Raw genomic sequence first — 13663 nt, 5'->3', positions numbered from 1 at the left:
TCAGCGTAAGGAGGGCCCTGAGATGATCCTGGTACGTCAAGAGATCGGCGAAGTCCTCCGTGATCTCCGTCAGCAGAAGGGCCGCACCCTCCGTCAGGTGGCAAGCCGCGCGAGTGTCGCGCTGGGCTACCTGAGCGAGGTCGAGCGCGGTCAGAAGGAAGCATCGAGCGAGATCCTCGCGTCGGTCGCCGAGGCGCTCGACGTTCCCATCTCGACCATCATGCGCGAGGTGGGTGACCGGCTCTCCGTTCTGGAGGGTCTGCAGACCTTCCCCGACGTGGTTCCCGACGACCTGGTCGCCTCCATCGAACCCGAGCTCTCGCTGCGCTGAGTCCGAGATCCTCGGACCTCCGTTCCATGCGTCGAAGCGAGTTCGATCGTGCCGTGGCCGACGAGTTCGGCCCCTCCGGTAGTGCGCTGGTCGTCGATCTCGTCTTGAGCCCGCTCGGTCTCACTGCCGCGCAAGCGCTCGCGGCCGGTGTCGCACCGCGCGAAGTATGGCTCGCGCTCTGCGCGGAGATGGACGTCCCGGACTCCCGCCGCTACGGGGTGGGGCGCCTCGAACCGCGAGGGCGCTGAGATGACGCCGCGCTCGGCGGACCCCGAGCGGGGTGCGTCGAATCGCGGCGTGTCGTCGAAGAAGTGTTCGAGTGCCGCGTAGTCTCCTGCACAGCGGGTGTCGAGGAAGCGTCTTTCCTCCTACGAGGACTTCTCCAGAGCAATGTCGGAGGCCCTCCGTAGCGTGGACAGCGTCGAATGACACCCACGCCTTGTCGGGCATCGCCACCGTCGGTGGAGAGCGCGACAGCCTACAGGCGACGGAACGCGAGCATTAGGAGCACGTCATGCCATCACCCGCAGACCGCGAGAAGGCCCTCGAAACGGCACTCGCCCAGATCGACCGGCAGTTCGGAAAGGGCTCGGTCATGCGACTGGGCAGCGACGACCGCGCGCCCGTCGAGGTCATCCCGACCGGCTCCATCGCTCTCGACGTCGCCCTCGGCGTGGGAGGACTCCCGCGCGGCCGTGTCATCGAGATCTACGGCCCGGAATCCTCGGGTAAGACCACGCTCACCCTCCACGCCATCGCGAACGTGCAGCGCGCGGGCGGCATCGCGGCGTTCATCGATGCCGAGCACGCGCTCGACCCCGACTACGCGAAGAAGCTGGGCGTCGACATCGACGCGATGCTCGTGTCGCAGCCCGACACGGGGGAGCAGGCTCTCGAGATCGCCGACATGCTGGTGCGTTCCGGTGCCGTCGACCTCGTCGTGATCGACTCGGTGGCAGCTCTCGTGCCCCGGGCCGAGATCGAGGGTGAGATGGGCGACTCGCACGTCGGCCTGCAAGCACGTCTGATGTCCCAGGCGCTGCGCAAGCTCACCGGTGGTCTCAACACCACCAACACCACGATGATCTTCATCAACCAGCTGCGCGAGAAGATCGGCGTATTCTTCGGCTCGCCCGAGACGACGGCGGGCGGCAAGGCGCTGAAGTTCTACGCCTCGGTGCGCCTCGACATCCGTCGGATCGAGACCCTGAAAGACGGCACGGAGGCGGTCGGAAACCGCACCCGCGTCAAGGTGGTCAAGAACAAGATGGCGCCGCCGTTCAAGCAGGCCGAGTTCGACATCCTCTACGGGATCGGCATCTCGCGCGAGGGCAGCCTGATCGACTTCGGTGTCGAGCACGGCATCGTGAAGAAGTCCGGTGCCTGGTACACCTACGACGGCGAGCAGCTGGGCCAGGGTAAAGAGAATGCCCGCAACTTCCTGCTGAAGAACGTCGACGTCGCGGCTGACATCGAGACCAAGATCAAGAACAAGCTCGGCATCGGTGTGCCTCGTCAGACGGATGCCGCCGTCTCCGACGAGCTCGCTGCGCGTCGCCCCGCCTGACATGGCGGTCACCTTCGACGGGGGCGAGGACGAGCCTCTCGCCCCCGTGATCCCCCTGTTCGACGCCCGCGGGGCGGTGGCGGAGAAGAATCCGCTTCCGCCGCCGCGTGCGCGCACGACCGTGGGCATCGGCCGCGGACTGCCCTCGCACAGCGCGCCGTCTGCTGCTGACGACGAGGGTGGCCATGAGGTCGCCGACGTCGCCGCGGCTGCGGAGAGCACGCTGCTGCGCCGCCTCCGCACCCGCCAGCTCTCGGTCTCCGAGGCGCGTGCCGTGGTGACCGAGGCCGGCCTCGATTCCGGCGCGGCCGAGGCGATGCTCGAGGACTTCGCTCGGCTGGGCTACCTCGACGATGCCGGACTCGCCGATCAGCTGGTCTACGCGGCCGTCACCCGAAAAGGCCAGGGGCGTCAAGTGATCGCGCCGCTGCTCACGAAGCGAGGGATCCCTCGCGACGTGGCTGACGCCGCGTTGGGGGCGCTTCCCGACGACGAGGCTGAGCGCGCGCTCGACTTCGCGCGCACCAAGGCGCGGTCGCTCGGGGCACGCGACCGGGAGACGTCGATGCGCCGGTTGACCGGTCAGCTCGCGCGTCGGGGATACCCGTCGTCGATCTCCCTCGCCGCCGCCCGCCAGGCACTCGACGAGCTCTGATCGACCGGGCGGCACGTCGCCCGGTCGATCACCGAGCCGGCGGTTCCGTTGCCGGTTGGACGTGACGCAGAACCACACGCCCGAGCTCCGAGCGCGATCGCGCCACGAGTTTCGCGCGCGCTTGGTACACGTGGGATTCCACCGTGCGCACCGAGAGGAAGAGCTGGTGCGCGATCTGCCGGTTGCTGAGTCCCTCGGCGACCAGCAGCGCGATCTCGAGCTCCCGGCGGGTGAGGTCGGGGTCAGCGGCCGTGGTCTCCGCGACGCGCGCGTCGGAGGATTCAGGAGGCTCGGCGGTGTTGCTGTGCACACCCCATCCGGTGCTCTGCAGCAGGGCTACCATCCCCTGCTCGCCGCCCACCTCTTCGGTCCCGACGAGCGACGCGGCCATCGCCGTGAGCACGCGGGTCGACGGCACCTCTGACCGCGCAGCGAGGTGCTCCATCTCCGCCAGCACCCCCGTCGAGTCCCCGAGGGCGATGAGCCGGAAAAGGTCCTGGGCGTGCATGGTCGGGGTCCCTGTCGACGCCTCGGAGGCCGACTTGGCGGCGCGGAGCGCCTCCTCCGAGCGCCCGAGCGCGGCCGCGACATAGGTCTCCGCCACCATTCGTGCGTGAGCGAGGGCCGGCATCCCTTCGAGGAGCGCGGGCTCGGTCTCATCGAGCAGCTTCCGCGCCGCCTCGGCTTCATTCGACAGTGCGAGGGAGCGGGTGACGGCGATGCGTGCGAAGGGCACCCAGTCTGCGGCAGCGGGCGGTCGCGCTCGCCGGACGGCGGCGCGGAGTTCGCGGGCGGCTCGGGGAGTGTCCCCCTGCGCGGAGTACGCGGTCGCAAGGATCAATCCGGCCATCGCGCGGGTTTCCAGGTCGCCCTGGCGGGCAGCCGCGTCGATCTCGCCGGGGAGACGTCGGAGCGCCGGGGACAGGTCCGTGCCGGTCATCACGACCGCGATGGTCTCCATGCTGATGGCCCACAGTCGCTCGCCGGTCGTCACCGGGGAGATTCCGCCGCGCTCTCCCGACTGGCGGTGCGCTCGACGGAACCATTCCTGGCCGTCCTCCCAGGCCCCCAGGCACGTCTGACCGAGGCCGGCGAGAACCGCCGCTCTGGTGCGCAGCGGAGCCTCCGAACTCGGGTCGTCGAAGATGGCGCGGGCGAGGGTGACGACGGAGGTCCACCTCATCGCGAGCAGGAGGAACTCGACCCGCAGCAGGGCCATGGTGCCCGCGGCCTCCGGGTCGGCCGCCAGGTCGCCCAGGCGCTGGGTCGTACGAGCGAGCTGATCGGCGTCGGCTGTGCCCGAGAGTGCCGCGATGCGCACGCAGCGCAGCAGCGTCGCGGTATCGAGGGGTCCGGGGGTCAGTTTGTCGATCAACGCGCTCACGTCCACCGCTCGCCCCTGCACCGCTTCGGCGAAGATCTGTTCCACGCGGAGCGGGGTGTTCTCGCCGTCCTGGAGTCCGAGGCGCACGTAGGCCTGCGCCAGCGCCCCATCGCCCTCGTCATCCGCCTGGCGAGCAGCATCCAGGGCGACGCGCACCCGCACGGGCGCGTCGACGTCGGCATAGGCGAGTCCGATCGTGGCGCCCAGCAACCACGCCTCCGCCACGACGACGGCGAGGCACGGACACCACCACTGGCTCGAAGACGCCAGCATCCGCGCTGCCGCCCGCCCGATCGCGCCGTCGATGACAGCGCCGCCGACTTGACGCGCGGCTTCCCGGGCGAGGGCCGCGTTCGCGGTGAGCCGTCGAACGGGGGTGTTGTCGTCGTACACGAGCCGCGCGGCGATGAGCGCGTCCACCTCGGTGGGCGGCAGGAAGCGCACGGCGTCGGCGCGGCCGATACGTGCCACGCGTCCGAGCACGGCGAGGGTCATGCGCTCGCCGGCGGGCAGCTGAGCCACGTGGGCGGCAAGTGCGTGTGAGAGGCGACTGTGCGGCGGGGTGTCGCGGAGGGCATCCAGCGGGTCGACACCCTCGCGGTGCGCCCGGGAGGCTTCCTTCGCCATTTCGCGCAGCAGCATGCGCGAACCGTCGGCGAGCGCCACGATCCCCGCCCGTGTGACGTCGTCCAGCTCGGCCGAGGCGTAGAGGTCGAGCAGGCGGTTCGCGTCCCCGGGGGTGAGTACCAAGAGGTCGACCCGGTCGGCCAGACCACGCAGCCAGAGGTCGATCGCCATCTGCGCCGCATCCGGATCCAGTCCCACGGGACGAGTCGAGCCCTCCCGAGTCACGGTCAAGGCGAACAAGGCCGTGGCTTGACCCGCGTAGACGGCGCGGACGACCGCGGCCACCGACGGCGCGTCGAGCGCCTGAGCGTCGTCGATCAGCACGATCGGCCGTTCGCCCTCGACGGGCCGGCCGGCGAGCAGTTGGGCGGCTCGAGGGTCGGGGCATTCGTCGAGGGCGCCGCCGGAAGCATCGATTGGACCGCCGGGTCGCAGCAGCACGGCCGCCCGGCCGCGTGCGGCGAGGCGGTCGGTGAGTTCGCGCAAGAAGTGCGTCTTTCCGCTGCCGAGAGGGCCAGAGAGCACGATGTTCGTGCCCGCCAGCAGGGCCTCCACCACCTTGCGGAGATCGCGGTCTGCCCCGATGATCACGTCCGATTGCTCGGAATCCATCACGCTCGCCTCCTCCGTCGAACTTCTACCTGGCGAGTAGCGACCAATACCCGCGGTCAGACTACCCAGCGGGTCCTGACGATCCGGGGACATTCAGGCCGCGTGATTACTGGGATTTCGTCACGCTGTCCTGATAGTTACTGACTTCCTATGAGTCAGGCACTGGGGTTGCGCTTCGGTGTACACCGCTCTACTGGTCTTGCACGGGGATGTCCCGATGGACGCGGACCGGAGCCTCCAAGGGGCCTATCGTCCGGAGAGAACCCCGAGGGCGAACCCCAACGTTCACGGGGCGCGTGCCGCCGCCGCATCCCCAAGCGCGCGGCGGCACGCACACTCGGGGGGCGCATCCGAGGAGCGCTCGTAGAATGGGCATCACCATGACGATGCTCTCCAGCGCTCCGACGGCGATCGATGCCTCGCCGGCCGCCCTCGGCGATGACGGTCGGCCGCGCACATACGAGGTGCGCACGTTCGGCTGCCAGATGAATGTCCACGATTCCGAGCGATTGTCGGGATCCCTCGAGAGTGCGGGCTACGTTCCCGCTGAGCTCGGTGTGGACGCCGACGTCATCGTCATCAATACGTGCGCGGTGCGCGACAATGCGGCGGGAAAGCTCTATGGCACCCTCGGGCACCTCAAGTCCCGCAAGGACGTCCACGCGGGCATGCAGATCGCGGTGGGCGGGTGCATGGCTCAGATGGACAAGCAGGCGGTGCTCGACCGCGCGCCGTGGGTCGACGTCGTCTTCGGCACGCACAATATGGGCGCGCTGCCGCGCATGCTCGAGCGGGCCCGCCACAACGGTGACGCCGAACTCGAGATCCTCGAGGCGCTCGAGGTGTTCCCCTCGACCCTGCCCACCAAGCGCGACAGCGTGTCGACCGGCTGGGTGTCGATCTCGGTCGGCTGCAACAACACCTGCACGTTCTGCATCGTGCCGAGCCTGCGCGGCAAAGAGAAAGACCGTCGTCCCGGCGACATCCTGAATGAGATCCGGATGCTGGTCGACGACGGCGCGATCGAGGTCACCCTCCTCGGCCAGAACGTGAACTCGTACGGCGTGGAGTTCGGTGACCGGGAGGCCTTCTCCAAGCTGCTGCGCGCGGCGGGGGAGATCCCGGGGCTCGAGCGCATCCGCTTCACCAGCCCGCATCCGGCCGCTTTCACCGACGACGTCATCGCCGCGATGGCCGAAACCCCCTCCGTGATGCCTCAGCTGCACATGCCGCTGCAATCGGGCAGCGATCGCATCCTCAAGGCCATGCGTCGTTCCTACCGCAGCGAACGGTTCCTCGGCATCCTCGACCGGGTGCGCGAGCGTATGCCGCTGGCCTCGATCACGACCGACATCATCGTGGGTTTCCCCGGCGAGACCGAGGAGGACTTCGAAGAAACCCTGCGCGTGGTCGCGGCCTCCCGGTTCTCGAGCGCGTTCACCTTCCAGTACTCCATCCGTGAGGGCACCCCGGCCGCCACGATGGCCGACCAGGTGCCGAAGGCGGTCGTGCAGGAGCGGTACGAGCGCCTCACCGCCCTGCAGGATCAGATCTCGCTCGAGGAGAGCGAGCTGCAGGTCGGTCGGGAACTGCACGTGCTCGTCGCGGCCGGTGAAGGCAAGAAGGATGCCGCGACCCACCGCCTCACCGGGCGAGCCGAGGACAACCGCCTCGTGCACTTCGAGGTGCCGCCGCACTCGCAGCTGCCGCGCCCCGGTGATGTGGTCTCCGTCGTCGTGACCCGCGCCGCGCCGTACTATCTCGTCGCCGATGCGAAGGACGGGGTGCCGCTGCGCATTCGCCGCACCCGCGCCGGCGACGCCTGGGATCGCGCGCAGGCCGAGTCGTGCGCCGTGCCGACGGCCGATGCGGGCGCCCCGCGTGCCGTGGCGCTCGGACTGCCCACCCTCCGCGTCGGGGTGTGAGCCCGCGCGTCTGGGCTGTCGTCGGGGCGACCGGCACGGGCAAGACGGCGTTCTCGCTGGATCTCGCCCGGGCACTGGCCACGACCGGTCGACCGGCCGAGATCGTCAACGCCGACGCCATGCAGCTGTATCGCGGCATGGACATCGGTACCGCGAAACTCGCTCCCGATGAGCGGCGGGGCATCGCTCATCATCTCTTCGACGTCCTCGACGTCCGTGACGAGGCCGCCGTGTCGTGGTATCAGGATGCTGCGCGTCGGGCGATCAGCGAGATCCACGCGCGCGGAGCTGACGCGATCCTGGTGGGAGGGTCGGGGCTCTACGTGTCGAGCGTCCTGTTCGACTTCCGCTTCCCGCCCCGAGACGATGCGCTGCGTGCCCGTCTCGAGGATGAGCTGACAGCGGTCGGGCCCGGCGTGCTGTTCGCCCGGCTTCGTGAGCTCGACCCCGCGACCGCCGCGCGCGTCGACCCGCACAACGGTCGTCGGATCGTGCGCGCGCTCGAGGTGCTCGGCCAGGGGGAAGCGACGCACGGCGCCGCACTGCCCGACGCGCCGGTGCTCTGGCATCCCGAGACGCACCTCCTCGGAACCCGCATCGAGCGCGGTGAGCTGGTGCCCCTGCTCGACGCGCGGGTGCAGCAGATGTGGCGGGATGGCCTGCTCGGCGAGGTCGCCCGACTGCGGGACGCCGGTCTCGAGCAGGGCGTCACTGCCGCTCGCGCCATCGGCTACGCCCAGGGCCTCGCCCAGGTGCGGGGCGAGATGAGCGAGGCCGAAGCGATCGCCGAGACCCAGGCGCTCACGCGTCGGTATGCGCGGCGGCAGGTGTCCTGGTTCCGCCGGTACGCCGACGTCACGTGGCTCGATGCGCGCCACACCGACGCGGGCGACTTGCTACAGTCCCTCGGATGACGTTCGAGATCCGCCCTTTCGCCCCTGATGACACCACGGCCGTGGTCGAGCTCTGGGAGACGTCGGGCCTCACGCGACCGTGGAACGATCCGCTGAAGGACATCGAACGCAAACGCGCCGTCCAGCCCGAACTCTTCCTCGTCGCGGTCGACGACGCGCGGGTCGTGGGATCGGTGATGGCCGGTTACGACGGACACCGCGGCTGGTTGTACTACCTGGCGAGCGTGCCCGATCGTCGCGGCGAGGGGATCGCCCAAGCACTGGTGTCGGCGGCGGAGACCCGCCTTCTCGCGATGGGGTGCCCGAAAGTGCAGCTCATGGTGCGCCCCGACAACACCGGCGCACGCGGGTTCTACGACGCCATCGGGTACGAACCCTTCGACACCTGGGCCACCGGCAAGCGCCTGATCGCGGACTGATGGCCCGGGACGCTGCGCGGGTGGGCCTCCTAGACTGGACAGCATGTCGCGCACCCTCCCCTTCACGAAGGGCCACGGCACCGGAAACGACTTCGTCGTGGTCGCCGATCCCGACGGCGTCGTCGATCTCAGCGCCGAGCAGGTCGCCGCGCTGTGCGACCGCCACGTCGGCATCGGCGCCGACGGCCTCTTGCGCGTGGTTCGTTCCGCCGCGATCGACGAGGGCGCCGAGGCGGCAGCATCCGGCGTCGAATGGTTCATGGACTACCGCAACGCCGACGGCTCGCCCGCGGAGATGTGCGGCAACGGCACGCGTGTCTTCGCCCGCTACCTCGTCGAGAGCGGCCTCGCCTCGATCGACGATGGCCTGCGGATCGGCACCCGCGCCGGTGTGAAGACGCTGACGCGCAGCGAGCGCGGTTACGAGGTCGATCTGGGCACGTGGCGGATCGAGGAGGGGGAGACGCTCGTTCGCGCACGGGGACTCGACGTCTCGCGCCCGGGGGTCGGCATCGACGTCGGCAACCCGCACGTCGTGGTGGCACTGTCCTCGCACACCGAGCTCGACGCGCTCGACCTCGCGTACCGGCCGATCCTCGACCCCGAACCGCGTGGCGGTGCGAACGTCGAGTTCGTGGTGCCGAGCGACCCGCTGGTGCGTGACGGGGTGGGCGCGCTGCGCATGCGCGTGTTCGAACGCGGCGTGGGCGAGACCCTGTCGTGCGGCACAGGGGTCGCGGCGGCGGCGCTCGCCGTGCGGCACTGGGCAGGGCCGGCAGCCCCGGACCGCTGGCAGGTGGACGTCCCCGGTGGAACGCTCGGTGTGCGCATCACGACCGAGGCCGACGGCGAGCACGTGCTGCTGTCGGGTCCGGCGGTGCTGGTCTACTCCGGCGAGGTCGCCCTGGCCTGACGTCAGACGACGACGTCGATCGCCTCGGTCTGCGGGCTGCCGTGGCGGCGCACTTTCAGCACGCGGTATCCGCGGCCCGTGGCGGCGCGCTGCACCGAGTACCCCCGAGGGAAGGTCGCGGCCAACCACCGCTGCAACGAGTCGGATCCCAGGTTGCGCTGCACGACGAACCAGCCGTCCGAGCGCACGTCGAGGCGGGGGATCCAGTGTTCCAGCATGCCGTGCAGCTCGTTCTTGCCGACCCGGATGGGCGGGTTCGAGCGGATGGTGCGGAACGAGACGTCATCGGGAACATCTTCGGGGTGCACCGCGTTGATGTTGGTCAGGCCCAATGCCTCCGCATTGCGTCTGACCAGGTCAAGTGCTCGATCGTTGACGTCGACCGCCCAGATCGTGGCGCGGGGCGCTTCGATGGCGAGGGACAACGAGATCGGTCCCCAGCCGCACCCCAGGTCGAGGAAGTTGCCACCGGATGGCGGCGGCGGCGTACTCGACAACAGCACAGCCGTACCGGCATCGACGCGGTCGGGACTGAAGACCCCACCGGCGGTCTGCACCTCGACAACACGGCCCGCGAGGGTCACCGGGATACGGCGCAGGTTCTCCGGGCTCGTGGGAGTTCCGGTGAAGTAGTGGTCGCTCCCCATGCCGAGAGCGTAGCGGAGAGCATCCTTCCGAGGGGAGGATGAGAGTTCACGGAAGCCTCGAGCGGCCCCGCCGGGTCGGGCGACAGCATCCCGAAAGGAAAATATGACAGACACCACCATCCCCCACAGCGCGAACGAGTCATCGGTGGACCCGATCGACCGCGTGCTCTCGCGCGCAGAAGCGCGCTCCGGGGTGCGTGTGTTCGGCGCCGCACAGGCGCTCCAGGATGCGACGACCGTGTCCTACGGCGATTCCGACGGCGACCAGTGGGAACGCGAGGATCGAGCGGCGCTACGGCGCGTCGTCGGTCTCTCCACCGAGCTGCAGGACGTCACCGAGGTCGAGTACCGGCAGTTGCGCCTCGAGAACGTCGTGCTCGTCGGTGTGCACGCGCAGGGCGAACAGGAAGATGCCGAGAACTCGCTGCGCGAACTCGCAGCGCTCGCGGAGACAGCGGGCGCGGTCGTGCTCGACGGCATGCTCCAGCGCCGCCCCCACCCCGACCCCGCCACGTACATCGGTAGCGGCAAGGCGCAGGAGCTGCGCGACATCGTCGCCTCGGTCGGCGCCGACACCGTCATCGTCGACACCGAGCTCGCGCCCAGCCAGCGACGCGCCCTGGAAGACGTCGTCAAGGTCAAGGTGATCGACCGCACCACCGTCATCCTCGACATCTTCAGCCAGCACGCGAAGAGCCGCGAGGGCAAGGCGCAGGTCGAACTGGCACAACTCGAGTACCTTCTCCCGCGCCTGCGCGGCTGGGGTGACTCGATGAGCCGCCAGGCCGGTGGCCAGGTCGGTGCCGGCGGCGCCGGTATGGGCTCGCGTGGTCCGGGTGAGACGAAGATCGAACTCGACCGTCGTCGTATCCGCACCAAGATGGCGCAGCTGCGCCGTCAGATTCGCGATTTCGCGCCCGCGCGCGACGCGAAGCGGGCCGAGCGCAAACGCAACACCGTGCCCGCCGTGGCGATCACCGGTTACACCAACGCCGGCAAGTCGAGCCTGCTCAACCGCCTCACGCACGCCGGGGTGCTCGTGGAGAACGCGCTGTTCGCGACGCTCGACACCTCGGTGCGCCGCGCGGAGACGAGCGACGGACGCGGATACACGCTCACCGACACCGTCGGGTTCGTGCGCAACCTGCCGCACCAGCTGGTCGAGGCGTTCCGCTCCACGCTCGAGGAGGTCGGCGAGGCCGACGTCATCGTGCACGTGGTGGACGGTTCGCACCCCGACCCGGCCGCCCAGCTCGCCACCGTGCGCGACGTGATGGGCGATGTCGGGGCTCGCTCGACCCGCGAGATCGTCGTGTTCAACAAGGCCGATCTGCTCGATGACGACACGCGGCTCGTGCTGCGCGGACTCGAATCGACGGCGTTGTTCGTCTCCTCGCGTACCGGCGAGGGCGTCGACGAGCTGCGCTCGATCATCGAGGAGGCGCTCCCGCTGCCGGCCGTCGAGGTGCGCGCGGTCGTTCCGTACGACCGCGGCGATCTGGTGTCGGCAGCTCACGAGACAGGCATCATCGTCGACCAGGAGCACCGCGAGCAGGGCACCTTCCTGCACGCGCACGTCGGAGCGAAGCTGGCCGCGGAGCTCGCACCCTTCGCCGCCTGAGTCGCCACGCGTTGCGCCGTGTGGTCGCCGTCCCTTCCGGATGCCGACCGCACGGCGCTTTCGCGTTTCAGGCGAGCGAGAGCGGCGGTACCCCGGGCGGGGTGAAGCCGAAGACAGCGCCGAGGAACGCGAGTTCGCGTTCGAGGGCGTCGATCACGGTCTCAGCCCGGCGGAAGCCGTGTCCTTCACCCTCGTAGAGCATGTACGCGTGCGCCACGCCCTGGGCGGCGAGAGCGTCACGGATCGCTTCGGCCTGCGCGGGAGGAACGACGGCGTCGTCAGCCCCCTGCAGGATCAGCATCGGCGCGGTGAGCTGCGCGACGTGGGTGAGCGGCGAACGCTCGATGTACACGGCCTCGGCTTCGGGCAGGGGACCGATCAGCCCGTCGAGATAGCGGGCTTCGAAGTCGTGCGTGTCAGCAGCCAGCGCGCGGGCATCGCCCACGCCGTAGCGGGAGATCCCGGCGCCGAAGACGTCGGTGCGCACGAGTGCGCCGAGCACTGTCCAGCCGCCCGCGGAGCCGCCCTCGATCGCGAGGCGAGCCGGATCAGCCCGTCCTTCCGCCGCGAGGCCCGCGGCCACCGCTGCGACATCGTCGACGTCGACGATTCCCCACTGCCCGCGTAGGCGCTCGCGGTAGGCGCGTCCGTACCCGGTGGAGCCGCCGTAGTTCACGTCGAGCACGCCGATTCCCCGGCTCGTGTAGAAGGCGATCTTGGCGGATGCTGCGGGGCCGACGTGCGAGGTCGGACCGCCGTGCACCAGCACGAGGTACGGCGGCAACTCGTCGGCAGGACCGACCATGTCGGGGTGGGTGGGCGGATACGCGAAAGCGTGCACGACGCCGTGCGCGCCGTCGACGTCGACCTTCCGAGCCGCGGGGAACCATTCCGCTCCCACCGCAGCATCCGCCCCGGTCACCTGCTCGACCCTCACCTGCTCGATCGGTGCGGCCGTCCCCGCGGCTGCGAGGTCGACGAGCCAGAGTCCGCTGGAGCCGTCCGGCGTCGACCCGGAGACGAGCACACGCGAGCCGCGGGAGTCTTCGATGACCGCGCCGGCGACGATCGGTACCGGCAACCGCTCGACGCGGTCACCGTCGATGAGCACGATCTCGTCCCCGCCGTCGGTGCGCACTGCGACGATGCGTCCGTCCTCCAGCGGGGTGTACCACCGTGTGCCGAGTACCCACAGCCCACCACCGGTGTCGGCGTCCGCCGGCGCGAGCGCCTGCACGGAGCCGTCCGCACCCGAGCGGTACAGGTTCCAGCGACCCGTGCCGTCGTCGGTGAAGATGACGTCGCCCTCGCCCGTCCACTCCGGCTGGAGGGTGGCGGCGTCCGGAGTGCCGAGCACCCGCCACTCGCTCACGCGGCCGTCGCTCAACGCGCCGACGCGCACCTCGGCATGATCCCACGGCATGTCGGGATGATCCCACGCCACCCATGCGAGGTTCTGTCCGTCGGGGGAGACCGCCGGTTGCGCGACGAAGTCGCTGCCGCCCACCACCGGGACGAGCAGCGCCGGGTCGGTGGCTGCGGAACCGTCGAGCGGGATCCGAACGATATCGCGGCGCGGCACGGGCGAGCCGTCGTGGCGCTCGCGGACGGCGATCAGCATCCCTCCACCGGTCGTGAGGCCGCCGAAGCGCGCGGTGGGGTCCTCGGGAGTCAGCGCCCTCGGGGCACCCCCGGGCTCGAGAGCCCACACCCGCTGGTCGGCCTTCTCGGAGTAGACGAGCTGCCCGTCCGCCTCGGTCCAAGCGCCGCCGCCGTACTCGTGCACGCGCGAGCGAGCACTGTGCGGCGCGGGGAGCACGTCTTCGGCGATGGTGCCGCGGTACCGGCGCACGGTCGTCCGTCCGGCTTCGGCCGGCACGGTCTGGCCCCACCAGACCTCGTCGCCGACGAAGCGGGCACCATCGATCCGCGGCGATGCGGACGCGACGGTCGCGGCGGACAGGGGGGAGGGCCAGGAGCCGTAGGGGAGCGTTGTCGGCATCCCCCCACACTATGGTTCCCCCTCCTCGGTTCCGAGTCGGCGGCGC

General features: G+C 70.0%; 12 protein-coding genes. 9 read left to right on the top strand and 3 right to left on the bottom strand.

The genetic code is table 11. The annotated features are described in order from the left end of the window. Positions 1-22: 22 nt before the first annotated feature. From ACFXP5_RS12425 to ACFXP5_RS12410, 4 genes are all read left to right on the top strand, one after another. Positions 23-331 carry a helix-turn-helix domain-containing protein gene (locus tag ACFXP5_RS12425; RefSeq protein ID WP_394528727.1) on the top strand — a complete coding sequence of 103 codons (309 nt, stop codon included), beginning with the start codon at positions 23-25 and terminating at the stop codon, positions 329-331. A gap of 26 nt (positions 332-357) precedes the next feature. Then, on the top strand, positions 358-579 hold the full coding sequence (locus tag ACFXP5_RS12420; protein ID WP_394528726.1) for a DUF3046 domain-containing protein: 222 nt from the start codon (positions 358-360) through the stop codon (positions 577-579). A 266-nt stretch (positions 580-845) separates the two neighbouring features. Further along, a complete protein-coding gene (gene recA / locus ACFXP5_RS12415) occupies positions 846-1898 on the top strand; it encodes a recombinase RecA (RefSeq protein WP_394528725.1) in 1053 nt (350 codons plus the stop codon). Then, positions 1855-2553: a regulatory protein RecX gene (locus tag ACFXP5_RS12410; protein WP_394544854.1), complete on the top strand. Its 699-nt coding sequence runs from the start codon at positions 1855-1857 to the stop codon at positions 2551-2553. The genes recA and ACFXP5_RS12410 overlap by 44 nt, the downstream gene beginning before the upstream one ends. 28 nt (positions 2554-2581) lie before the next feature. Here the strand turns inward: ACFXP5_RS12410 and ACFXP5_RS12405 are convergent, their stop codons facing one another. Beyond that, entirely contained in the window at positions 2582-5176 is a 2595-nt protein-coding gene (locus ACFXP5_RS12405) for a LuxR C-terminal-related transcriptional regulator (protein ID WP_394545407.1), read from the bottom strand. Positions 5177-5556: 380 nt separating this feature from the next. On the opposite strand from ACFXP5_RS12405, the gene miaB reads away from it, so the two are divergent. The 4 genes from miaB to dapF are packed head-to-tail and all read left to right on the top strand — an operon-like array spanning position 5557 to position 9347. Then, on the top strand, positions 5557-7101 hold the full coding sequence (gene miaB, locus ACFXP5_RS12400; protein WP_394544853.1) for a tRNA (N6-isopentenyl adenosine(37)-C2)-methylthiotransferase MiaB: 1545 nt from the start codon (positions 5557-5559) through the stop codon (positions 7099-7101). After that, complete coding sequence (gene miaA / locus ACFXP5_RS12395) at positions 7098-8015, top strand: tRNA (adenosine(37)-N6)-dimethylallyltransferase MiaA (protein ID WP_394544852.1); 918 nt, start codon at positions 7098-7100, stop codon at positions 8013-8015. The genes miaB and miaA overlap by 4 nt, the downstream gene beginning before the upstream one ends. After that, entirely contained in the window at positions 8012-8434 is a 423-nt protein-coding gene (locus ACFXP5_RS12390; RefSeq protein ID WP_394544851.1) for a GNAT family acetyltransferase, read from the top strand. Before miaA ends, ACFXP5_RS12390 begins: the two co-directional genes overlap by 4 nt. A 43-nt stretch (positions 8435-8477) precedes the next feature. Next, positions 8478-9347, top strand: coding sequence for a diaminopimelate epimerase (gene dapF / locus ACFXP5_RS12385; protein WP_394544850.1), 870 nt, complete (start codon positions 8478-8480; stop codon positions 9345-9347). A gap of 2 nt (positions 9348-9349) precedes the next feature. Here the strand turns inward: dapF and ACFXP5_RS12380 are convergent, their stop codons facing one another. Continuing rightward, positions 9350-9994 (bottom strand): class I SAM-dependent methyltransferase, encoded by a 645-nt coding sequence (locus ACFXP5_RS12380; protein WP_394528718.1) that lies wholly within the window; start codon positions 9992-9994, stop codon positions 9350-9352. A 103-nt stretch (positions 9995-10097) separates the two neighbouring features. On the opposite strand from ACFXP5_RS12380, the gene hflX reads away from it, so the two are divergent. After that, the gene (gene hflX / locus ACFXP5_RS12375) at positions 10098-11615 is read left to right on the top strand and encodes a GTPase HflX (protein ID WP_394544849.1); all 1518 of its coding nucleotides are present in this window, start codon (positions 10098-10100) and stop codon (positions 11613-11615) included. Between the two features lie 67 nt (positions 11616-11682). Here the strand turns inward: hflX and ACFXP5_RS12370 are convergent, their stop codons facing one another. Next, a complete protein-coding gene (locus tag ACFXP5_RS12370; RefSeq protein ID WP_394544848.1) occupies positions 11683-13617 on the bottom strand; it encodes a S9 family peptidase in 1935 nt (644 codons plus the stop codon). Positions 13618-13663: the final 46 nt, after the last annotated feature.

It is taken from the genome of Microbacterium hanjuni (assembly GCF_043556395.1).
In the GTDB taxonomy this organism is placed as follows: Bacteria; Actinomycetota; Actinomycetes; order Actinomycetales; family Microbacteriaceae; genus Microbacterium.
The sequence above is the reverse complement of the archived record's forward strand: the minus strand, read 5'-3'. Positions and strand labels throughout refer to the sequence as shown.